This window comes from Serratia sp. BIGb0163 (assembly GCF_024809935.1).
GTDB lineage: Bacteria > Pseudomonadota > Gammaproteobacteria > Enterobacterales > Enterobacteriaceae > Serratia > Serratia quinivorans.
Window position 1 is genome coordinate 1 of record NZ_JANUDZ010000002.1, and the last position, 23451, is coordinate 23451.

General features: G+C 56.3%; 19 protein-coding genes. 4 read left to right on the forward strand and 15 right to left on the reverse strand.

What is annotated here, in order from left to right; genetic code table 11:
• The 3 genes from M2406_RS10860 to treR form a co-directional block, all read right to left on the reverse strand.
• On the reverse strand, positions 1-320 hold a 320-nt coding region (locus M2406_RS10860), incomplete at its 3' end, for a hypothetical protein (protein ID WP_259189975.1).
• Between the two features lie 296 nt (positions 321-616).
• On the reverse strand, positions 617-1729 hold the full coding sequence (locus M2406_RS10865; RefSeq protein WP_259189977.1) for a tail fiber domain-containing protein: 1113 nt from the start codon (positions 1727-1729) through the stop codon (positions 617-619).
• 297 nt (positions 1730-2026) lie between these two features.
• Positions 2027-2974, reverse strand: a complete 948-nt coding sequence (treR, locus tag M2406_RS10870) for a trehalose operon repressor TreR (protein ID WP_012004992.1) — start codon at positions 2972-2974, stop codon at positions 2027-2029.
• 546 nt (positions 2975-3520) lie between these two features.
• On the opposite strand from treR, the gene mgtA reads away from it, so the two are divergent.
• Entirely contained in the window at positions 3521-6229 is a 2709-nt protein-coding gene (gene mgtA / locus M2406_RS10875) for a magnesium-translocating P-type ATPase (RefSeq protein ID WP_012004993.1), read from the forward strand.
• 145 nt (positions 6230-6374) lie between these two features.
• On the forward strand, positions 6375-8768 hold the full coding sequence (locus M2406_RS10880) for a beta-N-acetylhexosaminidase (protein ID WP_259189978.1): 2394 nt from the start codon (positions 6375-6377) through the stop codon (positions 8766-8768).
• A 60-nt stretch (positions 8769-8828) separates the two neighbouring features.
• On the opposite strand, the gene M2406_RS10885 is transcribed toward M2406_RS10880, so the two are convergent.
• The 4 genes from M2406_RS10885 to M2406_RS10900 all read right to left on the reverse strand — a co-directional run bounded on the left by M2406_RS10885 (position 8829) and on the right by M2406_RS10900 (position 12783).
• Complete coding sequence (locus M2406_RS10885) at positions 8829-9557, reverse strand: proteasome-type protease (protein WP_017891413.1); 729 nt, start codon at positions 9555-9557, stop codon at positions 8829-8831.
• 75 nt (positions 9558-9632) lie between these two features.
• Entirely contained in the window at positions 9633-10427 is a 795-nt protein-coding gene (locus M2406_RS10890) for a transglutaminase family protein (RefSeq protein ID WP_012004996.1), read from the reverse strand.
• Complete coding sequence (locus tag M2406_RS10895) at positions 10424-11353, reverse strand: alpha-E domain-containing protein (protein WP_012004997.1); 930 nt, start codon at positions 11351-11353, stop codon at positions 10424-10426. Before M2406_RS10895 ends, M2406_RS10890 begins: the two co-directional genes overlap by 4 nt.
• Positions 11347-12783, reverse strand: coding sequence for a circularly permuted type 2 ATP-grasp protein (locus M2406_RS10900; protein WP_026142171.1), 1437 nt, complete (start codon positions 12781-12783; stop codon positions 11347-11349). Before M2406_RS10900 ends, M2406_RS10895 begins: the two co-directional genes overlap by 7 nt.
• Positions 12784-13065: 282 nt before the next feature.
• On the opposite strand from M2406_RS10900, the gene M2406_RS10905 reads away from it, so the two are divergent.
• Positions 13066-13350, forward strand: coding sequence for a hypothetical protein (locus tag M2406_RS10905; RefSeq protein WP_259189981.1), 285 nt, complete (start codon positions 13066-13068; stop codon positions 13348-13350).
• 30 nt (positions 13351-13380) lie between these two features.
• Entirely contained in the window at positions 13381-13647 is a 267-nt protein-coding gene (locus tag M2406_RS10910; protein WP_112363034.1) for a hypothetical protein, read from the forward strand.
• A 77-nt stretch (positions 13648-13724) separates the two neighbouring features.
• On the opposite strand, the gene M2406_RS10915 is transcribed toward M2406_RS10910, so the two are convergent.
• The 8 genes from M2406_RS10915 to M2406_RS10950 all read right to left on the reverse strand — a co-directional run bounded on the left by M2406_RS10915 (position 13725) and on the right by M2406_RS10950 (position 23261).
• A complete protein-coding gene (locus tag M2406_RS10915; protein ID WP_259189982.1) occupies positions 13725-16706 on the reverse strand; it encodes an amino acid adenylation domain-containing protein in 2982 nt (993 codons plus the stop codon).
• A gap of 213 nt (positions 16707-16919) precedes the next feature.
• The gene (gene ridA, locus M2406_RS10920) at positions 16920-17306 is read right to left on the reverse strand and encodes a 2-iminobutanoate/2-iminopropanoate deaminase (RefSeq protein WP_012004999.1); all 387 of its coding nucleotides are present in this window, start codon (positions 17304-17306) and stop codon (positions 16920-16922) included.
• Between the two features lie 98 nt (positions 17307-17404).
• A complete protein-coding gene (pyrI, locus tag M2406_RS10925) occupies positions 17405-17869 on the reverse strand; it encodes an aspartate carbamoyltransferase regulatory subunit (protein WP_012005000.1) in 465 nt (154 codons plus the stop codon).
• 12 nt (positions 17870-17881) lie between these two features.
• Positions 17882-18817: an aspartate carbamoyltransferase gene (gene pyrB, locus M2406_RS10930; protein ID WP_012005001.1), complete on the reverse strand. Its 936-nt coding sequence runs from the start codon at positions 18815-18817 to the stop codon at positions 17882-17884.
• Positions 18818-19120: 303 nt separating this feature from the next.
• Complete coding sequence (locus M2406_RS10935; protein ID WP_259189983.1) at positions 19121-20125, reverse strand: iron ABC transporter permease; 1005 nt, start codon at positions 20123-20125, stop codon at positions 19121-19123.
• Positions 20125-21081 (reverse strand): ABC transporter substrate-binding protein, encoded by a 957-nt coding sequence (locus M2406_RS10940; protein WP_259189984.1) that lies wholly within the window; start codon positions 21079-21081, stop codon positions 20125-20127. The genes M2406_RS10935 and M2406_RS10940 overlap by 1 nt, the downstream gene beginning before the upstream one ends.
• 121 nt (positions 21082-21202) lie before the next feature.
• Positions 21203-22000 carry an ABC transporter ATP-binding protein gene (locus M2406_RS10945; protein ID WP_259189985.1) on the reverse strand — a complete coding sequence of 266 codons (798 nt, stop codon included), beginning with the start codon at positions 21998-22000 and terminating at the stop codon, positions 21203-21205.
• A 19-nt stretch (positions 22001-22019) separates the two neighbouring features.
• Positions 22020-23261 (reverse strand): amino acid deaminase, encoded by a 1242-nt coding sequence (locus M2406_RS10950; RefSeq protein ID WP_259189986.1) that lies wholly within the window; start codon positions 23259-23261, stop codon positions 22020-22022.
• Between the last annotated feature and the right edge of the window lie 190 nt (positions 23262-23451).

Here is a 23451-nt window from a genome sequence, read left to right on the forward strand (position 1 = left end):
TCTTCGGCCTTGCGGGCTTCTTCGGCCTTGCGGGCTTCTTCGGCCTTGCGGGCTTCTTCGGCCTTGCGGGCTTCTTCGGCCTTGCGGGCTTCTTCGGCCTTGCGGGCTTCTTCAGCCTTGCGGGCTTCTTCGGCCTTGCGGGCTTCTTCGGCCTTGCGGGCTTCTTCGGCCTTACGGGCTTCCTCGGCCTTACGGACTTCTTCGGCCTTACGAGTTTCCTCGGCCCTGCGAGCTTCCTCGGTTTTCCGTATCTGCTCCTCTTTTTCCTGTTTTAATATTTCCTGCTGTTCTTGCCATATTTGTTGATATGCATCAAGCATGTCCCAAGAGTTACCACCAAGAATACCTGTCCACGGGTTATTTGTTGGGGTATTTGGAAATCCAATGCCTGTACCTCCTGTATGGTTGGAATTACCATTATTATTAGGGTTTACTGTTAGTATGTCACCGTTCCAACTACCTGAAGTTGGCCATCCCCACTGTGCCCCGTCCCATACCTGACCTGTCTCAGGTGGGGTGCCGTTATTATTACTGGAGTTTCCCATATAAATCCTTTTATTAACTTATTTAGATTCTGGTTTGCCTTCGGATAATATAAGTTAAATATTATTCTTATCTATTCCAATGCCGCTAGTCGTAATTCCAGCGCAAGCCGGGCCTCACGTTCTTCCTTTAACGCCTCGACCAGAAGGGCGACCACGCCGTTGATATTAATTCCGCGGGCGTCTTTCAGAACGCTGCCGTCATTTAATTTCAGTTCGGTGGTGGTGACGGATTGAGGTAATACGCTCTCTACTTCCTGGGCAATGACCCCGGCTTCCGGAACGCCCTGTTTCAGGTAGGTATAACCGCCAATTTTCCCCAGCTTCTCCAGCGCACCGTCAATTTTCTCGATGTCGGTTTTCATTCGGGCATCGGAGCTGCTGTTCCAGGTGCCATTGGTGTAGGCATTGCCTTTGTCCCGGAATTCATACCAGCCGTCGCCGCCACCGTTGGCAACGTGCAGCGCCAGTAGGTGGTGCTTGCCGATACGTTCATAGTGGTATAGGTCGGCGGACAGATCTCCTGCTCCCTGTATATGCAGGCCGTTGGTAATGCGGTCGGCATTATTGTTAACGTTTTTATTGCCAGCAGCCCAAATCCAACCATCGGCATTGCGTTTGATTAATTGCCCCACTGAAAGCTCGGCGTTGGTCCTGACCTGGAGCTCATTCCAGTTTCCCTGCCAGTCGCGGTAAGAAATCAATCCAAAATTATCCTTGTCAGCAATAATCCGAGTTCCCATCACCATGGTCGTGGTTACGTTGCCGCTGGTGAAATCGCTATGCACCGGCGCGGAATTATAGATTTGCCCGTTGATAAGCTGCGCTGGGCCGGTGGTTGCCGTAGAGATGCCTGCATTGTGTGACACCATCGCGCCGCCGGAAATATCCACGCCGTTACGCAGCGACACGCGGCCAGTTGAGAGGTTAAAGGAGAAGGGGCGTAGGGTGTTCCACTGCCCGTCCTGCGCCTGACCGTTGGGTGTAGTCAGGGCGTAAAAATCCTTACCGTCGTTACGTAGCATCACGCCGGTATTGCCGTTTGCCAGGCGAAAACCGTTTGCTGCTTTAGACACAATTTCACCGTCACTGACGACACGTTTACGCAGGGTGGTCAGTGATTTCAGCTCAGTCACATCGTCATTAACGCCGTTAGCCACCTGAGCATTTTTCTTTTCTTCAGCCATGATTATCTTCCTTTTCGACTCTCTGTTTCCTGATGGTTAACAGCGTCCGGTACCCTCCGTTGCTCCTGAATGGCAGGTCTGGGGAGGTACACATTCCGTGTGCTGAAAAACCGCTAAAACACACAGATAGCACTGTGTGTATAAACAGTAATTTACTTGGCTGGGTGAGGAAGGTCGATTAGTGGTTGTTGTGTGGTGGCGGGCACAAAAATAGCGATGAATTGACGCTCACTGGGTGTGAGCATCAACAGGAGATTTCAGACTGGGGAATGTATGCGGATAAACAACTAACCGCCGTTAGGCGAGTTGGCTGGGTACGATGATCTGGCGGATGCCCTGTTCGCCGCTGAGCTGGCCCAGCAGCTGTTGCGCGGCCTGCAGCCCGGCCGTGCCGTAGCCCAGATCAACCGAAAACGTCTCGGGGAACAGGAAGTTTAGCAGCGGCGTGTTGCCGATGCCGCACACTTGCAGCGGGGCAATATGTTGCTGTTGCAGGTATTTGATCGCACCAAGGGCGATAGTGTCGGAGGCGCACACCAGGGCGGTAGTCTGGGCATCGATGACCGAGGCAGCCAGTTGGAAGCCGCTCTGATAGCTCAGTTCGCCCAGCGCCACGCTTGGGGTAATCTGCTGTTGCCGGCAGGCGTCGAGATAGGCCTGATGGCGGCGCATACCGGTGGTGGCATCCGACAGTTGCACCCCCAGGTAGCCGATATGCCGGTGGCCCTGTTGCTGCAGGCGTTCCATCAGCAGCCGCACGGCACCGTCGTCGTCGTAGCAAACCGAAGAAAACCCCTCGTATTCGCGTGCCAGCACCACCATTTTATCCTGCCATGGGCTGAGCATGGCCGCCGTCAGGCCGGTGAAACCGAACAGGATCACTCCGTCGACATTACGCTGTTGCAGAACGTGCAAATGCTCTTCCACCAGACGGGTCTCGAACTGGCTTTCCATCACGATCGGGTCGAAGCCGTGCTGATACAGCAGTGGCAACATGGTGCGTACCGCCTGGTTTTCAGACGGAGAGTCGAGACGGGAAACGATAATGCCGACCACTTTGTCGCTCTGGCCGCGCATGGCGCGAGCAGACTTGGACGGGGTGAACCCCTGCTGACGGATCACCGCTTCCACCCGTTCGCGGGTCTGCGGGCTCACGCTGCCTTCGTTGTTCAACACGCGTGATACGGTGGATTTACCTACGCCGCTCAGGCGTGCGATGTCCTTGATGGTCAGCCGGTTTTGCATGGTTTAATTTTCATTGAGGTTAAAAGGCGTAAACTGGCGGCCTACGCTGAATGCCCGTCAGCATAGCCTATTTTCCGCAACGGATCTTGGCGCCATATCCGTCATCTTTCAAGTTGCAGCGTTGTTACCTGCACTTGCTCACCCCAGTTACTTACTTAAGTAAGCGCCTGGGGATGAGCAAGCTGGTCGCCTAGCTGCAACTTGAAAGCTATAGGCTAATGCAGGGATTTACGTACTGCGCTGAACGGCCGCTCTTGTCGTTCGATCTTTTCATTTACCGGAGGTTATCAACCCTATGGATCCCGATCCGACCCCGTTAGACCCTGACTCGGCTCCCCGGTAAAACCTGCCCGCTTTGCGCTGCTGTTTTACCGGTGAAGTAATAAACGGTAACCGGTAGCGCGCGCCCGTCGTTCGCTCCTGCTGCTATAAAAAAAGACAAGGATCTGCCCCGGCAGAGGCTTTTTGGCGTGTCCGAAAGCCTGGCCGGGGGCGATCCCGCGTTCACCCGCTGCCGTGAGGCAATGGGCGACGAGGTGCAAAAAAATGAAACTAAAAAATATCCCCCGTCAGCTGCTGGGTCTGCTCAGCCGTAATTTACCGCGCCGTTTGGTGCACCGTGACAGCCTGTTGGACGGCCTTGGCGGCAAAGCGCAGGGGTTGCCCGCCGGTCTGGCGCAGCAGCGGCTGGAATGCGCTGCCGCGAACACCACCGAGCTTTATCTGCGCTTTCAAAGTCATCCGGAAGGCATAACCGCCCATGAGGCGGAGCGGGTGCGCGAACGCTGCGGTGAGAACGTTATTGACGATCAGCAGCAAGAGGCCTGGTGGCAGCACCTGTGGCACTGCTATCGCAACCCGTTCAACCTGTTGCTGACCGCGCTTGGCATGATCTCTTATGCCACCGAGGATCTGACCGGGGCACTGGTGATCGCCCTGATGGTGGTGATCTCCACGCTGCTGAATTTCATTCAGGAAGCGCGCTCCAACAAGGCGGCGGATGCGCTGAAAGCCATGGTCAGCAATACCGCTACAGTAATTCGTAGTGACGCATTGACCGGTAAAAGCGAACACCTGGAACTGCCGATCTCGCAACTGGTGCCGGGCGACATCATCAAACTGGCGGCGGGCGACATGATCCCGGCGGATCTGCGCGTGCTGTCGGCAAAGGATCTGTTTATCAGCCAGGCGGCGCTGACCGGTGAGTCCTTGCCGGTGGAGAAAGTCGCCGATCTGCGCGGTCAGGCGGAAGATCCGCTGGAATGCCAAAACCTGTGCTTTATGGGTACCAACGTGGTGAGTGGCACCGCGCTGGCGATGGTGATCGGTACCGGTGGCGACACTTACTTCGGTCAACTGGCGCAGCGCGTGATCGGTCAGGATCAGCAACCCAATGCCTTCCAGAGTGGGATCAGTAAAGTCAGTTGGTTGTTGATCCGTTTTATGTTGGTGATGACGCCGATTGTGCTGCTGATCAACGGCTACACCAAGGGCGACTGGTGGGAAGCGGCGTTGTTCGCGCTGTCGGTGGCGGTGGGGCTGACCCCGGAAATGCTGCCGATGATTGTCACTTCTACCCTGGCCAGAGGGGCGGTGAAGCTGTCCAAACAGAAAGTGATCGTCAAACGCCTGGACGCCATTCAGAACTTTGGCGCCATGGATATTCTGTGCACCGATAAAACCGGCACCCTGACCCAGGATAAAATCGTGCTGGAGCGCCATACCGACGTGTTCGGCGTCGCCAGCGACCGGGTACTGCATTACGCCTGGCTGAACAGCTTCTACCAGACCGGGCTGAAAAACCTGCTCGATGTGGCGGTGCTGAGCTGTGCGGAACAAAACCAACAGCCGGATGCGTTGCAGCATTACCACAAGGTGGATGAGATCCCGTTTGATTTTGAACGCCGCCGGATGTCGGTGGTGGTGGCCAAAGACGCGCAATACCACGAGCTGATCTGTAAGGGCGCGCTGGAAGAGATGCTGGCGATTTGCAGCCATGTGCGGCAGGAAGATCAAGTGATCCCGCTGACCGAGGCGTTGTTGGCACGCATTCGGCGCGTTACCGACGATCTTAACCAGCAGGGGCTGCGGGTGGTGGCGGTAGCCAACAAGATCCTGCCGGCGCAGGCTTATGAATACGGCGTGGCCGACGAATCGGATCTGATCCTCGAAGGTTATGTGGCCTTCCTCGATCCGCCAAAAGAGAGCACCGCACCGGCGCTGGCGGCGCTGAAAAACAGCGGCGTAACGGTGAAGATCCTCACCGGCGACAACGAGCTGGTGGCGGCCAAGGTGTGTAAAGACGTTGGGCTGGCGGCGGATCACGTGCTGCGCGGCAGTGAAATCGAACAGATGGACGACCAGCAGTTGGCGCAGGCGGCGGCGCGTACCACGGTGTTCGCCAAGCTGACGCCGTTGCATAAGGAACGTATCGTCAAGCTGCTGCGCCAACAGGGCCATGTGGTCGGTTTTATGGGCGACGGGATTAACGATGCCCCGGCGCTGCGTGCGGCGGATATCGGGATTTCAGTCGACTCTGCGGTGGATATTGCCAAGGAAGCCGCAGATATTATCCTGCTGGAAAAAAGCCTGATGGTGCTGGAGCAGGGGGTGATTGAGGGGCGTCGCACCTTCGCCAATATGCTCAAGTACATCAAAATGACCGCCAGCTCTAACTTCGGTAACGTTTTCAGCGTGCTGATCGCCAGCGCCTTTTTGCCGTTCCTGCCGATGTTGCCGCTGCACCTGCTGATCCAGAACCTGATGTATGACATTTCGCAGGTCGCTATTCCGTTCGACAACGTCGATGACGATCAGATCACCCAGCCACAGCGCTGGAACTCCGGCGATATTGGGCGCTTTATGGTGTTCTTTGGGCCGATCAGTTCGATCTTTGACGTGCTGACCTTTAGCCTGATGTGGTGGGTGTTTAAAGCGAATACGCCGGAAATGCAGACGTTGTTCCAGTCCGGCTGGTTCGTTGAAGGGCTGCTGTCGCAAACGCTGATTGTGCATATGATCCGCACGCGCAAAATTCCGTTTATCCAGAGTCGTCCTTCGTGGCCGCTGTGCATCATGACCCTGGTGGTGATCGCCACCGGTATCGGCCTGACCTTCTCGCCGCTGGCCAGTTTCCTGCAGCTGCAGGCGCTACCGCTAGGCTACTTCCCATGGCTGGTGCTGATCCTGACCGGTTATATGGTGCTGACCCAGTGTGTGAAAGGCTGGTTTGTGCGCCGTTACGGCTGGCAGTGATTCCCGCGCCCCTCTTTCGTCTGGAAGAGGGGCATCTGTGATCCAACCCGGCTTTTCACCCTCGCCGTTGGACATCTGTACTGTGCTCAGTCTTTATTTATAGCTTCGCTGTTTTTATTGATTTTTTTCCTCTGAGGAATTTCTGATGCACAGATCTCTGCGTTATACGCTACTGGCTTCATCGTTATTGTGTTCCCTGGGTGCATTGGCGCAGCCGGCCGGCGATTTGCCGCTGATGCCCTGGCCGCAGCAGGTGGAACTGACCCAACCGGCGGACAGGCTGGTGCTGGATCACCGTTTGTCGATTAACCTGCAGGGTGACGATTTGGGTGATGCGCTGCAGCGCTGGCGGCAACGTATTGAACTGCAAACCGGTTGGACGTTGGCACCGCAGGCGGCAAAAGCCGCAGGCGTGGTGATTAACGTGAACATCAAAGACAAGGTGGCGGCACAGCCGCTGCCGGGCAGCGACGAGAGCTATAAACTGCTGGTGATGCAAGATGGCGTCACCCTGACCGCCAATACCCGTTTCGGTGCGCTGCGTGGCATGGAAACCCTGCTGCAACTGGTGCAGACCGACGGCCAGAACACCTTCCTGCCGCTGGTGAGTATCACTGACGTACCGCGTTTCCCGTGGCGCGGCGTGCTGCTGGATTCGGCGCGTCATTTCCTGCCGCTGGCGGATATTTTGCGCCAGCTCGACGGCATGGCAGCAGCCAAGCTCAACGTGTTTCACTGGCACCTGACCGACGATCAGGGCTGGCGCTTTGCTTCTGAGCATTATCCCAAGCTGCAACAGCAGGCCAGTGACGGCCAGTTTTATACTCGCGAACAGATGCAACAGGTGGTGGCCTATGCCACCGCGCGCGGCATCCGGGTGGTACCGGAAATCGATCTGCCGGGCCATGCTTCCAGCATCGCCGTGGCTTACCCGGAATTGATGAGCGCGCCGGGGCCGTATCAGATGGAGCGCAAGTGGGGTGTCCATAAGCCAACGCTCGATCCGACCCGTGAAGAAGTTTATCAATTTGTAGACGCTATTATTGGCGAACTGGCGGCGATCTTTCCCGATCCTTACTTGCATATCGGCGGTGACGAGGTGGATGCCAGCCAATGGAAGCAATCGAAAACCATTCAGGCCTTTATGCAGCAACATCAGTTGGCGGACACCCATGCATTGCAGGCCTACTTCAACCAGAAGCTGGAAAAAATCCTCGAACAGCACCAACGGCAGATGGTCGGCTGGGATGAGATTTATCACCCGTCGCTACCACGCAGCATTGTGATCCAATCCTGGCAGGGTCAGGGCTCACTGGGGGCCAGCGCGCAGGACGGCTATCAGGGCATTCTGTCCACCGGCTTCTACCTCGATCAACCGCAGAGCAGCGCCTATCACTATCGCAACGAGATCCTGCCGCAGCCGCTGGGCGTCGCCACCGAGGTGCAACCCGATGAAAAGGCGCAGAGCTGGCAGTTCAGCATGCCGCGACTGAAGGGCAGCGCGGTGGAGGGCAGTTTTACCCTGATTGAAGGCAAACAAGGCTGGCGTGGTTTTATCGACTTCAACGGCAAATCTCGCCGTGCGTTGCAGGATATCGTCTGGCGTTCGCCGCAGCAGGTGAGCTTCCGCGTCGATACCTGGATGGGCGAGACGCGTCCGGTGTTCACGCTGCAACAGGATAAGCTCAGTGGGTATACGCTGGTTGGCAACGTGCGTTACCCGACCAGCGGCGGCAAGCTGACGGCGATCCCGGCGGGCAAGATGCCGGTGGTACCGGACGCGAAGCAGCAGGCCAATATTCTTGGCGGCGAGGCGGCGCTGTGGGCGGAAAACATCAGGGCACCGATCCTCGATCTCAAGCTGTGGCCGCGCGGGTTCGCGGTGGCGGAGCGCTTATGGTCGGCGCAGGACGTAACCGATGAAAACAACATGTACCGGCGGCTGGCGGCAGTTGACGCCTGGTCGGTAGTTTCGGTGGGCTTGCAGCAGCATGCTGAGACCGCCCGTGAATTCACCCGGCTGGCGAACAGCGTGCAGATTGCACCGCTGCAAACCCTGGCCGAGGCGGTCGAGCCGGGCCAGTACTACACCCGTCAGCATCTGAAATTCAAAGCCGGTAATTATCATCAGTTCGAACCGCTGAACCGCTTTGCCGACGCTCTGCCGGCGGAAAGCAACGCAGTGCGCGAGATGGGGCTGCAGGTCGTGGCCCTGGTGAAAGATCGCAATAACAGTGCGGCGGCACAGGCGCTGCGCGAACGTTTGCAACGCTGGCAGTTGAATACCGCGCCGGTGAAAACGGTGATTGCCGGTAACCGGGTGATGCAGGATCTGGCTCCGGTAGCGCAGGATGTCGGCGCGCTGTCGGCACTGGGGCTGATGCTGCTGGAACGTTATCAGCAGAACAAACCCTTGAGCAAAGCCGAAGCCGGGCAAATACAGCAACAGCTGGATACGGCGGCGCAAATACGTGACGAAGTGGTGATTGCGGCGGTTTATCCGCTGGAAGCCCTGCTGCGTGCCAGCGCGATCGAATAATTTTCTGCATCGTCGGGCTCAGCATGCGTAGGGGGTCTGCATGCCGAGCCCTCACAGCACCTACAGCTGCAGCGGCGGCAACTGTTTGAAAATGCTGACCAGTCCTTCGCCCCAGCCTTTGCGGATGGCGTTGAAATGCGGATGATCTTCGGTAATACGGTATTGTTGTGCGCTGCTGAAACTGTCGCGCGGATAAATCATCACGTCGAGCGGCAGGCCGACCGACAGGTTACTGCGTAGCGTAGAATCGAGGGAGATTAGCGCGCACTGCATCGCTTGTTCCAGCGGGGTATCGTAGTTCAGCACCCGATCAATAATTGGTTTGCCGTATTTGCTTTCGCCAATCTGGAAATAGGGCGTATCGCGGGTGGCTTCGATAAAGTTACCCTGCGGATAGATATGAAACAGCCGCATCTCTTCGCCATGGATCTGGCCGCCGAGCAACAGGCTGCAGCTAAAATCGGTGGTGCTGCCGCTCTGCTGGGCTTCGCTGTCGCGTTGGATCACTTCCCGCACCGTTTCGCCCACCAGCGTGGCGGCTTCGTACAGACTGGGGGCATTCAGCAGATTGGGGCTTTCGGCGTCTTTGCAGCGGCGCTGCAGCAGGCTGATGATGCTCTGGGTGGTCGCCAGATTGCCGGCGCTTTGCAGCACCAGCAAACGTTCGCCGTCCTGCTGGAACACGTGCAGCTTGCGGAAGGTGGAAATATGGTCCACTCCGGCATTGGTACGCGAATCTGAAGCAAAGACCAGCCCGGATGACAAGCGCATGGCCACACAATAGGTCATTCCACAATTCCTCAAATCAAGACTGGCACGCCGCCAAACGCCAGCGTGCCGTAAACCTTCACTTTCGGCAACAGGCTATTGCCCGCTGGGCATCATCTGCACTTCGGCGATAGTCTGCATATTCTCGCAGCCGCCGCCCAGCCGCATGCCGCGCACCGGGCAGGCGTCCAGATAGTCGATGCCTACCGCCAGCTTAAGGTGCTGGTTCGGCAGACGGGTGTTGTTGGTAACGTCAAAACTGTGCCAGCGTTCGTCGACCCAGGCTTCCGCCCAGGCGTGGGTGGCGACGTGCGTCGAGTCTTCGCTGTAAAGATAACCGCTGACATAGCGCGCCGGAATATTCAGGCTACGGCAGCAGGCCAGAAATACGTGGGTGTGATCCTGACAGACGCCGGTACCGGTGGCGAACGCCTGGGCCGCGCTGTCGGTAACGCTGGTGGAGCCTGGGCTGTAAGGCATTTTCAGCAGCAGTTCGCCCATCAGGTTCTCCAGCCCGGCAAGCACCGCTTGCGGTTGATAATAGCGCAGGGCAAAGGCCTGGATCGCACTGTCGGGCTGGGTCAAGGGGCTGTGGCGCAGGAATACCAGCGGTGACAGATGCCCCATCACCTGATCCTCTACGCCGTCTTCAATCTCCACCACGCCGTGGGCCTGAATGGTGATCGCCTGATGCGGGTGATCCAGCGTCAGCACGTGCAGTACGTTACCGAAAGCATCGGTGGTGCACACCGCATCTTCCGGCAGCGTCAGTTGCCAGGAGATAACGCGCTGGTGCCGGGAATTCTGTGGCGTCAGGCGCAGATACTGGGTGCTGCGCTGCACCTGCTGGGCGTAGGTATAATGGGTATTGTGCTCAATGTTGAGTTTCATTGTGCCTCCAGATAGGTGTGATGGATGCTTTCCGCGATGCCGCCAATTTGCCCAAGAAACGCGTCCAGCCAGTCGTTCAGCCCGACCCGGTTCAGATCCTTCATGCTGCTGAAGCGCAGTTCGGCGTGCAGCGTATGTGCCAGCCGGCGCGGTTGATTGGCGCTGTTGCCACCAATCTGCTCCAGTTGCTGCACCATATCGCCGACGCAGGCCAGTAGGGAGCGTGGGATCTCATTACGCAGGATCATCAGTTCGGCGATGGTGTCGCGGCTGAGCTGCTGTTTGTAGATACTGTGATAGGCTTCGCGGGCGCTGACCGCCCGCAGCAGCGTATCCATGCGGTAATACTCGCGGACCGGGTCGCCGTCGCTGTCCATCAGCGCGTTTTTCACCCCCAGCAGGCGGGCGGTGCTGTCGGCCCGTTCCAGCAGGGTGCCGAGGCGAATAAAGCACATGGCGTCGCTGCGCAGCAGGGTGCCGAACATGGCGCCGCGAAACAGGTGAGAACGTTCTTTTACCCAGTCGAAGAAAGCATCGGCGCCCACCGAGCCAATGCCCTGACGGCGGATCAGCTTCATCTCGATCCAGGTGGAGTTAATGCACTCCCAAACCTCGGAAGACAGGCTGCCGCGTACCGCGTGAGCGTTGTTCCAGCCCATCTGCAAACAGCTGTAAATGCTGCTGTGGTTGCGGCTGTCGAGGGCAAAAAAACTGACCAGATTGGCCATGGTCAGGTCGGGATAGGCTGCGGCATACAGCTCCCCGGTGCTGGTCAGATTGAGCGGCACCTGCAGATCCTGATCTTCGCTGTCGCGGATCGGCATCATCGACAGCTTGTTGGTGACGTCGAGTACCCGGGCGATGCTTTCTGCCCGCTCCAGATAGCGGGCCATCCAATAGAGTTCACTGGCAGTTCGGCTCAGCATGCGTCGTCCTCCAACACCCAGGTATCCTTGGTTCCCCCGCCTTGCGACGAGTTGACCACCAGCGAGCCTTGCGCCAGCGCTACGCGCGTCAGGCCACCGGGCACCAGGCGAATTTCCGCACCGCTGAGGGCAAACGGCCGCAGATCGATATGCCGCGGCGCGAGGCCGTCGTTGACGAAGGTCGGGCAGGTCGACAGTGCCAGCGTGTTTTGCGCAATATAGTTGTGCGGTTTGGCCAGCAGCAGGGTGCGGAAGTGGGCGATTTCGTCTTTGCTCGCCGCCGGGCCGATCAGCATGCCGTAGCCACCGGCACCGTGAACCTCTTTCACCACCATCTGTTCCAGGTTCGCCAGCACATACGACAGCTCATTTTTGTGACGGCATTGCCAGGTCGGCACATTGTTGAGGATCGGCTCCTCCTGCAGATAGAAGCGCACCATCTCCGGCACATAAGGATAGATCGACTTGTCGTCGGCCACGCCGGTGCCAATGGCGTTGGCCAGCACCACGTTACCGGTGCGATATACCGACAGCAGCCCCGGCACGCCGAGCATCGAGTCCGGGCGGAACGCCAGCGGATCGAGGAAGGCATCGTCTACCCGCCGATAGATCACGTCCACCTTGCAAGGCCCGGCGGTGGTGCGCATAAACACCGCGCCGTCCTTGACGAACAGATCGGCGCTTTCCACCAGTTCAACCCCCATTTGCTGCGCCAGGAAACTGTGTTCGAAATAGGCGCTGTTAAAGCGGCCCGGCGTCAGCACCACCACGGTCGGATCGTTAATCGGCGAGCTTTCACGCAGGGTTTGCAGCAGGTGCGACGGGTAGCGTTCCACCGGTGCAATACGCTGCTGGGCGAACAGTTCCGGGTACAGGCGCATCATCATTTTGCGGTTTTCCAGCATGTAGGACACGCCGGACGGGGTACGCAGGTTGTCTTCCAGCACGTAATACTGGCCGTCGCCGCCGCGCACCATATCCACGCCGACAATGTGCGCGTAAATATTGCGGTGCAAATCGACCCCTTGCATGCAGGGTTGATATTGATCGTTGGCCAGCACCTGTTCCGCCGGAATGATCCCGGCCTTCAGAATATGTTGTTGATGGTAAATATCGTGCAGAAAGGCGTTCAGCGCCTGGACGCGCTGGCGGATGCCGCGATCGAGCATCGCCCATTCGCCGGCGGGAATGATGCGCGGCACGCTGTCGAACGGGATTAGCCGTTCGGCACCATCATCCTCACCATAAACGTTAAAGGTAATTCCCACCCGATGGAACAGCAGTGCAGCCTCTTCCCTTTTACGCTGAATGGCCTTGTGATCGGCCTGTTGCAGCCAATGGCAGTAAGCTTCGTAATGACCCCGGTGTTTACCCTCAGCCAGAAGCATCTCATCAAAAAACGGTGAAGCGGACAGATCGATATTTAGCATCGTCACCTCGTCGACATTGCAGGCTGTAGACGGATCCAGCATAAAATGTGCCAAGGTGATAAAGGGGCGATAATGGCGCGAAAACGCCAGGTTGTGGCAGGAGACGGCCCGCTTTGGGTGCAACCCAACCGGACGCTGCCTTAAAACGGGGCAAAACTGCGGCGCGTGCCTCAGACTCTAAACCCAGAAGTGGATGCCTCGACGACAGAATGAAAAGTGCGTTATAAAATTGAAGCCGTATTTCTAACGCCTTAATTTATAAAAGCATTCAAGGGACTGATAATGCCGCATGATTTTAATGTTCAGGAGCTGGGACAAAGGGTATTAGCAACAACCAATGAAATCTTTGCTGCCGGTGAACATAACATTCGGGTGCAAATGTTAACCGCAGAGGATTTGGAATGGTGCATAGTGCAGACGCGTCGGCAACCAGTAAGCCAGCGTATCCCTTGGGAGTTGAGTGGTACCGCGCTGAATAACCCTGACGCTTTCAAATTTAGCTTTAAGATTTTGGATGCGAATCAAAGACTAGTCTGTTGGCGCTGCACAATATTTGAGCGACAATGATGACCTGCTGACGGGATTATAGGGGGTGATATGGTCATTAAAACTACAGGTCGGATTGTAGCGGAAACTGCTTCCTATGAGCTGGAAGTGTACAAAGCCGAAGGGGAAGGGCTGACAGTTGTAAAAACCTATACTTCTGAAGAGATTAACAACCTGACGCCCCGAGGGATGCCGATTAGCGCTTCACGTGAAGAAGTGATAGCCGTGTTGAAACAGGCCGCAAAGCGCATTAAACCTCAAACTGCTCCGATCATGGAAGCCGCCGGCGGTGTCCGTCGAAACCGAACCCATAAGTAATCAGCAATGGCCGCAATAGCGGCCATTGGATTATTCAGTTCAATAATCACCTTTCACATTTCCGGGCGCCCTGGTCCTTATACCTGCAATGACGGCTGTGGAGCGCCGATAGACTGCTGCAGATAATTCAGTAGCACCTGCCGGGTAAAGTGTGGTTCTTCTATCCCGCTGTGCTGCAGGAAATGCTGCAGGTTGCTGCAATCCCACTGGTAGGTGTTTTGGTAGAGCTGTACCGTCGATTGTCCATTCACCATATTGTCCCTGAACAGGCTGAGCAACGGGTAGAGCGGCGCATCGCCATTGTGTTCCCACTGCGCCCGCCATTGATCGAAGGGCAGCGGATGGAAGTAGTAGCCAAACTCACGCTCCAGCAGGCTGAAGAAGTCCTGCAGCGTCAGGTTATTGCGGTGCTGGTGGATCAGGTTGAATTTCTTCCCCAGAGCCAGCGGATTACGGCTGACGTGTGCAATGGCCTGGGTCATATAGTCCACCGTCGTCAGGCCCTCGCGTAAATCCTGCAGCGCAGGCCGCGTGCCACTGGCAATACAGGTTTTCACCAGTCGCCCCCACCATTGATAGCTGGCACTGACGCCGGTGCGGCTATGGCAGGTGGCGTACCCCAGACGGAAGGTCATCAGCGGCAGGCCTTGCGATGCCGCCAGATCGGCAATTTTTTCCATTACCCATTTGCTGCGGACGTAGCCAATATCGGTGCTCACCGCCGGCAGGTTCTGGTCGATGTCGTCACTTTCCAGCATCACCCGTTTGCCGGTGTGCAGATGCCCCCAGCTATAGACCGAAATCGTCGACATCAACATCAGTGGTTTGGTGCGCTGATGCGCGGCAAAGCGAATGATTTCGCGCAGCCCCTGCACATTGTCGCGTTTCATATAAGAATAGGGTTGGATAAAGTTCACCGCGCTTGCCGAATGATAAATGATATCGACCCGCTGGCTGAGTTCACGGTAGCGCTCAGGTGACAGGGCGAAATCATGCTCGGCCACGTCGCCGGGGACCAGATGGATGCGGCCGCGCTGCTCGGAGGATAAAGCAATCTGATAGCGAGTCAGGATCTCGTCGAGTCGTTGTTGCGGGGATATCCGGCTGCGCTCCCGCACCAGGCAATACAACTCGGCACGGGTGGTGGTCAGCAGCTCTGCCAGCAGATGCGCACCGATAAACCCGGTGGCACCGGTGAGCAAAATGGCCCTGGGCGAGCTTATCTGCCATACGTCGTAATGCGGATTGATGGTGAGGTCTGCGGGTAACCAGACGTCGTCCTGCAGAGCACGCACCGGTTCGCTGTCCACCGTCGGCAGTGCATGGCCGCTGCGTTCATCCAGCGCCTGCGCCAGACGATTTATCGTCGGGTATTCATAAATATCGCGAACATAAACCTTCCCTCCAATTTGCTGGGCGATGGCCGTCGCCAACTTTGCCGCCAGCAGTGAATGGCCGCCAATGTCGAAAAAATTGTCTTCGGCACGGATATTCTCCGTCCCCAACAGCTGGCACCAAATAGCGGCAAGGGTCTGCCGGCTGCCGGTCAGCGTTTCTGCTGTCGGAGGTTGATCCGCGCGGGAAAGGGCCAGCAGCGCAGCCTTATCGGTTTTGCCGTTGGCGTTGATCGGCAGACGTTCCAGCAGCCGGTACTCGGCGGGCAGGAAGTAAGATGGCAATGTGGTTTTCAGATGTTGCTTCACGCGTTCGATCACTCCAGCGTCGTTCCGGTTGGCCGCCAGAAAGGCCACTATCTGTTTGTTAGCCGGATCCTGCGGCTGGGTAACGGCAGCAACGGCGGCCTTCACGCCGGTCACCTGTGCCATGACGCTTTCTATTTCGCCCAGCTCCACGCGGTTACCACGGATCTTGATCTGGTCGTCGATACGGCCGAGGAACTGGACACGATGATCCGGCAGCCAGCGCGCCCGATCGCCGCTGCGGTAGAGCCGTTTTCCGGCAAAATGCGCGGGGGTAATAAATTTTTCGGCGGTGAGCGGCGAATCATTCAGATAGCCGCGAGCCAGGCAACTGCCGCTGATGTAAAGCTCGCCGGGTTGCTGCCCGCTGACGGGTTGCAGATTATCATCGAGAATGAATATCTCGGTATCTGCCACCGGCCGACCGATAGTGGCAGGAGCGTGTTGTGTGGCGCAACTGACCAAATTCCAGGTGGCGAAGATGGTGGCTTCTGTCGGGCCGTAGTAATCCACCAACGGGTAGCTCACCCCGCTGAGATCGACCGGGTTGAGCTTTTCCCCTGCGGTAAACAGGTAGCGCAACGCCAGGTTTTCCGGCTGTGGCGCACTGACAATTTCAGCCACCAACACTGTGGGCACAAAAGCATGGGTGATTTGGTGGTGCGCGAAGAAGTCGAGCAGGGCAGAAGGCTGCAAGCGAGTCTCTTCCTCTGGCAAATACAACGTACCGCCGCTGGTCAATGCTGCCCAAATTTCCCACTGCGCCACGTCAAAACCAATACCGGCTATCAGCGTTGAACGGCTTGTGTGGTTCATGGCGAACTTTTGGTTATGCCAGAGGACAATATTCAACAGTGAATGATGGGCAATCATGACCCCTTTGGGATTGCCGGTGGTGCCGGAGGTGAAAATAATATAGGCAGTCGCATCACCCTGCGGTTTTATTAATTCAAAGGGTAACGGTTCATTCGAGGTAATATTATCAATGGCAAAGGCTTGTACGCCAGGGGATTTAATTGCAAGTTCGATTGATAAGTTGCTCAATATTATTGTGTTAGATGCGCTTTGTCTGAGGATATCCTGAATTCTTTTTTCAGGATATCGGGCATCAATGGGAATATAACTGGCTCCGGCTTTCAGGATGGCCAGAATACCGATCGGGAATTCTGCAGTACGTAATGCTATGAGCGGCACGCAGTCACCGGGGCGGACGCCTTGCTGTTGCAGGTATCCGCACAGCTGGTTACTGGCGTCATCCAACTGCCGATAAGTGAGGCGTTTATTGTGACTGACGATCGCCAGCGCTTCGGGGGAATAGGTCACCTGTTGGATAAAATAATCCAATACGCTTTGAGCCATGGGGTTATTCTCCTGAGATTATTAGTCTGATTAACAAACCGCAAAGAGTCATGTCCCGGCCGGGTGAAAAATAATTATAGATGCATTTTTATTGTGGGAATGTAAATGTGTTGAAAGTGAGGTTATCTTTATAAAATAACTGGAATAATAATTTTCCTGAAATAAAAACGGCCAGCCGATGGCTGACCGTTGGGCGCGTGCGCGGTCGTGGAATTAACGACGAACGGCGATGGCTTCGATTTCGATTTTCACGTCTTTTGGCAGACGGGCCACTTCGACGCAAGAACGGGCCGGGAACGGCGCGTTGTGCTCGGTGAAGAAGCTTTCATAAGCGGCGTTAACGGTGGCGAAATCGTTCAGGTCTTTGACGAACACCGTGGTTTTCACGATGTCGGCGACTTTCAGGCCGGCAGCTTCAACGATCGCTTTAACGTTTTCCAGTGACTGGCGTGCCTGAGCGGCCACGTCGTCGGCAACGGCGCCGGTTTTAGGATCGACCGGGATCTGACCGGAAGTGATGATCATGCTGCCCAGATCAACGCCCTGCACGTAAGGACCAATGGCTGCCGGGGCGAGTTCAGTGCTAATGTTACGTGACATTTTTTCTCCTGATAATCGAGGGTTGTTCTATCCAGAAACCCCATTATAGGGCGTCGCCGGGAGAATAACAGCGCCGTCTCCCGGCGAAAACCGCAGACTCAGTCTGCCTGCAACACTACCTGATGTTCGAACTCTTTCTCACAGTAGCGGCATTTCAGATGTACGTCGCCGTCGCGGGATTTCACGCTAAAGCTGGAGGACACCGGCTCACTGCGGCTGATGCAGTTGCTGTTCGGGCAGGTCAGCACGCCGTCGATATGGTCCGGCAGGCTGAGGGTCAGTTTGCGCACCACTTCGTAATTGTCGATGCGGTTAACCGTGGCTTTGGGTGCATACATCGCCAGTTGGTTGGCCTGCTGCTCGGTCAGGAAAGTGTTCTCGATTTTGATCAGGTCTTTGCGGCCCAGCTCGCCTGAAGGCAGATTCAGGCCGATGGTAATGCGCTGGTCGGTGGCGGTCAGCTTAAACAGCGTCAGCAGCTTAAAACCTATCTGCGCCGGAATATGGTCAATCACCGTACCGCACTTGATCGCTTCAACCTGCAGTTTGTTATCGTGAGTCATGACGGTTCCCCCTTAAAGAGCCAAATCTGCGTTTAATACCAGCGCCAACAGCGCCTGACGGGCGAAAATACCGTTGCCCGCCTGCTGGAAGTAGTAGGCGTACGGCGTTTTATCCACGTCGGTGGTGATCTCATCAATGCGCGGCAGCGGGTGCAGCACCTTGAGGTTGTCACGTGCCCCGGCCAGATCTGCCGCGCGCAGTACGAACTGCGCCTTCACGTTGGCGTATTCGGAAGGATCCAGGCGCTCTTTCTGCACCCGGGTCATGTAGAGAATGTCCAGCTCCGGCACCACTTCTTCAATGCTGCTGTGCAGGCTGTATTGAATACCTTTCTCTTCCAGCATCTGCAGGATGTAGGCCGGCATCGCCAGCGCGTCCGGGGCGATGAAGAAGAAGCGGTTGCCTTCAAACTTGGCCAGCGCCTGCGCCAGCGAGTGTACGGTGCGGCCGTATTTCAGGTCGCCGACCATGGCGATATTGATGTTGTTCAGGCGGCCCTGGGTTTCCTGAATGGTGAACAGGTCGAGCAGCGTCTGGGTCGGGTGCTGGTTGGCACCGTCACCGGCGTTGAGCACCGGAATGCCGCCGGAGAACTCGGTTGCCAGCCGCGCCGCGCCTTCCTGCGGGTGACGCATCACGATGGCATCGACGTAGGTACCAATCACCGAGATGGTGTCGGCCAGGGTTTCGCCTTTCTTGCCGAGCGAGGTATTGCTGCCGTCGGCAAAGCCCACGACCGAAGCGCCCAGACGGTGCATCGAGGTTTCAAACGACAGACGGGTACGGGTAGAGGCTTCAAAGAAGCAGCTGGCGATCACCTTGTGCTTTAGCAGCTCGGGCTGCGGATTGGCTTTCAGGCTGGCGGCGGTGCGCAGCACCAGCTCCAGATCCTCGCGGCTGAGATCGTTAATAGAGATGATATGTTTGTGATACAGCGGGTTGGCCATTTTTCACTCTCCTCGACTCGTGCCCGTGGCGCGGGACTTTTCAGGCAAAAAAAAGCCCCTCAACGAGGGGCTTGAAACGATCGGTTTAGCAACAGGAGAAACAACGGCAGTTGGCTGCCGCTTGGCAGTCGGTTTTGTCGGTTGTGGCTAACAAAACAAGCGTCGTTTTTCATGCTTTCTCCTGGCAAATTGTCGCGCATTATACTCGCGCTTTTGATCACTGCAAGCGCTAAAGCGCCGTTTTTTGCCCTTTCGCAATCGATTGGCTGGTGGCCTTTAGAGACAGGCCATATCAATTGACGATCACTGGGTTCGTCGTAGCAAAATGGCCAGCACGAAAATACCGCCCAGACCGGCAGTAATAATGCCGATAGGCAGTTCCTGCGGCGCGGTAATGACCCGGCTGAGCAGGTCGCCGGCAGAGAGCAGTACGGCACCCAATACGCCAACCAACGGCAGCAGACGCCGGTGACGTACGCCGGTAAAGGGGCGAACCAGGTGGGGGACCATTAAACCGACAAACCCAATCACCCCGGTTAATGCCACCAGTAACGCGGTCGCCAGCGAACAGCACAGAAAGACTTCGGTGCGTAAGCGGCTGGTGTTGATGCCCAGGGTGCCTGCTGTCTGTTCGCCCGCCAGCAAGCCATCCAGCGATCGCCAGCGCAAGGCAATCAATACCACCAATATCAGTAGCGCCAGCAAGGCAAAAATCAAATTGTCCCAACGCGCCAGCCCCAGCCCGCCCAGCGTCCAGAACAGCACGCTGCTGGCGGTGCGTTGATCGCCGGAAAACACCAGATAATTGGTGAAGGCCCCGAATAAAAAAGAGACCGCCAGGCCACAGATAATCAGTTTATCGGTGCCTTTCTGCGATTGAGTCATAAAAATAATCATCACCACCGCCGCGGAGAGTATCCCACCGACAAAAGAAGACACCGGTAATGCCCAGGCCCCGAGGCTATTACCGAGGCGGGTAATGACCATGACCACGCCGGCAGAGGCACCGGAGGAAAGGCCGAACAGAAAAGGATCGGCCAGGTCATTGCGGGTGGTGGTTTGTAATAGCGCCCCGACCAGCGCCAGCCCGGCACCGGCCAGTAATCCCAGCAGCGTGCGGGGCAGCCGCAGATCCAGCACAATACTTTTAATCATCGGTGGCACTTCGCCAGGGGTGATACCCAGTGCGGTCACCACCTGAGAGAAAGAGAGCGACACGCTGCCTTGTGCGACATTGGCGAACATCAACCCTGCCAGCAACAGTGGGGCGACTGTCCATGCCAGCCTGAAACGCATTTTTTCCGACATTAGGTAAAGGCTGCGGGGTAAAGGGCGTGCGCCAGTTTATGGATGGCATCAATATTGACCGGCCCCGGCGTCAGCTCCTGATATTTCAATTTCAAATAACGATGATGGAGCACTGCCCGGGTGTGTTTCATCAATGGGTGCTGTTCAAGGAAAAGCTGCCTTTGGTCGGTATCGTCGGTCGTCTCTGCCTGGTAATCCACCAGAATGATAAATTCAGGCTCTGCCGCCGCGACACTTTCCCAGTTGGTGGTTGCCCAACTGGTGTTCAGGCTATCCATCACATTCTTCGCCCCGGCGGCTTCAATAATTGCCGTCGGCATCGCGTAGGCCCCGCTGGTGTAGGGCTTGTCTTCGCCGGAATCATAAAGAAACACCTTTATCGGCTTTTGCGTCGCAATTTTTCGATGGATATCGGTCACTTGCTGCTTCCAGCCACTGACCAGCGTTTCCGCCTGTTCCTGTTTGCCGAAGACTTTGCCGAGCCTAATCATGTCGTCATACAACAAATCCAGGCTGGCGCGTGGGCGATGACTGTCTACGTGGATGCAGCTTTCGCTCAGTATCAGCGTTTTGATATTAAATTTCGCCAGCGCCTGCGGGGTGACGTCACCGCGCAGGCCATAGTTCCAGCCAGCGAAAAACAGGTCAGGATTAACGGCGAGAAGATTTTCGACAGTCGGGTATTTCGGTGCCAGCTCAGGGATGGTTCCCCGCTGTTGCGTAAACTCAGGGATATTTTTATACCAGCCGGAGATACCGGTCACGCCAACCATCGCAGGCTGTAGCTGCAGGGCAAATGCCATTTGCGACATATTAATGTCCTGGATAACCGCCCGCTGCGGGGCCTGGACAAAGGTCAGTGGCTGGCCGCAGTTGTCTACGGTGACAGGAAAACCAGAGGCTGCGACGCTTTCTGAGGCTAATGCCAGTAAGGCGGCGAGGATTAACTTTTTCACATCGACTCCAGATTGATAAACCGGAGTCAGTAACCCGGCTCATTGGGAACCGGGGCAACATACCTGAATAATTCGTATGACAAATGTAGTTAGATCAAACAACCGTCGATTGGGATGAATTTCAGCAGGGTGATGTCGGCAACGCCTCGAAAAAGCGCAGGGCTTCGCCAGTTAGCGGATGGCGGGCTTGCAGCGACTTCATACCAAATACCTGTTGCAGGTGCGCTGACTCCAGCACCGCATCGGGGGGCCCATAACAAAGGATTTTCCCTTGATGCATCATGATGACCTGGTCGGAAAAGGGTTGGACCAACTCAAGATCATGCAGCACTTTCAAGCTGGCTATCTTTTTTTGATGGATCAGTGACAGCAGTTGGTGCCGGGCCAGGGGATCGAGATGATTGGTCGGCTCATCAAGTAATAACAGCACCGGCTGCTGCGCCAGAACCCGGGCAAACCCGGCACGTTGACGTTCGCCCCCCGAAAGCCTGGCCAACGGAAGATGTTGCAGATGGCGGATGCCTACGTCATCCATCGCCGTTGCGATAATGCGTTGGTGCTCGGATGGCACGCGATCGGCCTGCCAGGGCAGGCGTCCCAGGGCCACGTACTCATTAACTTTAAGCCGTAAATCTGCATTATCGTGTTGGCTAAGTAAGGCAATGGAACGGGCGCGCTGTTGGGGTTTGATGGCCGATAAGGGCGTTCCCTGAAAGAGAATCTCACCTTCACTCGGTTTTAGCTCACCGGTAATTAACCGTAATAGCGTGGATTTTCCACTGCCGTTTGGACCTATGATGGTGACGGATTCATCTTGCTGCAGGGTAAAGGTGACCCGATTAATCCGTGGGACTTTCCCAGGGCTCGCCAGGGAAAGATTCTGCACCGATAAAAGACGGTCGGTGGGCAGGTTATTCATCAGGTATCCTTTTCCGTTATCAGAAAAACGTCTCAATGGTTTCTATAACGTTGTAATTATCGTCAATCAAAAACAGCGTTTTCCATTTATCAAAGGTCAGGCACGGGTGAGAAGTGGCGAACACCAGAATATCACCGACCTGCACCGGGAACTCTGCCGGGCAGCTTAACATGGCATGCTGATCCATGATGCCATGGGTAATCAGGTGCTGTGTGTCGCTCTGCTGGCGAACCCCATTGCGGTAATGGGCGACTGGTTGCGGCAGACCGGCGTCGAAGGCGGCATCTCGTTTGCCGAAGTTGACGATAACCCGGCCCGGCTCAGGCACCGACTGCACCAGCGCCACCAGTTCCAATGCCGAGGTTAATTCCCCCGCCAAATCGCAGGCGTAGCTGTCACGGGCCAGCACCGCATTTTGCGCGTCCTGGTAAATTCCCTGATCGTGGGTGATATAGCAGCCGGGGCGGATCACTACGCGACAGTTTGCCGGCAGCGCCTCTTCACTCCAGACGTTGCAAACCACGTCATACCAGGAGGAACCGGCACCGGTCAGGATCGCTTGTTCAGCGTTCAACAAGCCTTGCTGGTGTAGCCTGCGCAGCAGACCGGCGGCTTCATGCAGGAATTGTTCGATTTTGCTCTGGGCATCGTCGCCGTGCATCACGCCTTCATACAGTTCGATACCTTGCAGACGCAAACCCGGCAGTGCGGCTATCTCCTGCGCCAGCCGTTCTGCCTGCGCCACGCTGCGGCAACCGCAGCGCCCGCCGGGGACGCCCAATTCCACCAACACATCCAGCGTTTGCCCGCGCTGGCTGAAAAATGCCGCGAGGGTTTGCGCATTGCTCAGGCTGTCGATACAGCAAAAGAAACCGCTAGCGGGATGCTGCGCCTTGAGTTCGGCGATCAGTTGCATATTGGCCTTGCCGACCAGTTGGTTTGCCATCAGCACCCGAGGCACGCCGGCTTCCATGGCCACCTTGGCCTGCCAGGCGGAGCCGACGCCAATTGCCCAGGCACCTTGCGCTACCTGACGCTGGAAGATCCACGGTGTCATGGTGGTTTTACCGTGCGGGGCTAAAGAGACGCCGCGCGCATCGGCATAGTTTTGCATCCAGGCAATATTGTTTTCCAGGCTGCTGCGCTTGATGGCGGCAGCCGGCAGGCAGACATCTTCATTGAGCAGGTTCGCCGGGCCGTTTGGGGCGCTGTGCATCACGGCGGCTTTGTGGGTAACGGTGAAATCTGTTTGGTATTTCATAACATTATCCTTTAGGTGCTCTATCTTTTTTTAAAATGAGTATCGTGACTAAAATTATTGATTTAAATGATTTTTAAATATTTATTATCTTGAGTTGGGTACAAAGTATCATTTTTAGAGCTGTTTTTTGTGTAGTCTTCCACTGTTTTCTTGCATTGTAAATGACAAAATTTAACCACTATGAGGTCAG

Coding starts and splice junctions, on each gene's coding strand:
- M2406_RS10890 (WP_012004996.1), bottom strand. CDS start 10,427: ATGAAACTCAACATTGAGCACAATACCCATTATACCTACGCCCAGCAG.
- M2406_RS10935 (WP_259189983.1), bottom strand. CDS start 20,125: ATGTCGGAAAAAATGCGTTTCAGGCTGGCATGGACAGTCGCCCCACTG.
- M2406_RS10885 (WP_017891413.1), bottom strand. CDS start 9,557: ATGACCTATTGTGTGGCCATGCGCTTGTCATCCGGGCTGGTCTTTGCT.
- M2406_RS10895 (WP_012004997.1), bottom strand. CDS start 11,353: ATGCTGAGCCGAACTGCCAGTGAACTCTATTGGATGGCCCGCTATCTG.
- ridA (WP_012004999.1), bottom strand. CDS start 17,306: ATGTCACGTAACATTAGCACTGAACTCGCCCCGGCAGCCATTGGTCCT.
- M2406_RS10865 (WP_259189977.1), bottom strand. CDS start 1,729: ATGGCTGAAGAAAAGAAAAATGCTCAGGTGGCTAACGGCGTTAATGAC.
- M2406_RS10880 (WP_259189978.1), top strand. CDS start 6,375: ATGCACAGATCTCTGCGTTATACGCTACTGGCTTCATCGTTATTGTGT.
- M2406_RS10905 (WP_259189981.1), top strand. CDS start 13,066: ATGCCGCATGATTTTAATGTTCAGGAGCTGGGACAAAGGGTATTAGCA.
- pyrI (WP_012005000.1), bottom strand. CDS start 17,869: ATGACTCACGATAACAAACTGCAGGTTGAAGCGATCAAGTGCGGTACG.
- M2406_RS10945 (WP_259189985.1), bottom strand. CDS start 22,000: ATGAATAACCTGCCCACCGACCGTCTTTTATCGGTGCAGAATCTTTCC.
- M2406_RS10950 (WP_259189986.1), bottom strand. CDS start 23,261: ATGAAATACCAAACAGATTTCACCGTTACCCACAAAGCCGCCGTGATG.
- pyrB (WP_012005001.1), bottom strand. CDS start 18,817: ATGGCCAACCCGCTGTATCACAAACATATCATCTCTATTAACGATCTC.
- M2406_RS10910 (WP_112363034.1), top strand. CDS start 13,381: ATGGTCATTAAAACTACAGGTCGGATTGTAGCGGAAACTGCTTCCTAT.
- M2406_RS10915 (WP_259189982.1), bottom strand. CDS start 16,706: ATGGCTCAAAGCGTATTGGATTATTTTATCCAACAGGTGACCTATTCC.
- mgtA (WP_012004993.1), top strand. CDS start 3,521: ATGAAACTAAAAAATATCCCCCGTCAGCTGCTGGGTCTGCTCAGCCGT.
- M2406_RS10900 (WP_026142171.1), bottom strand. CDS start 12,783: ATGCTAAATATCGATCTGTCCGCTTCACCGTTTTTTGATGAGATGCTT.
- treR (WP_012004992.1), bottom strand. CDS start 2,974: ATGCAAAACCGGCTGACCATCAAGGACATCGCACGCCTGAGCGGCGTA.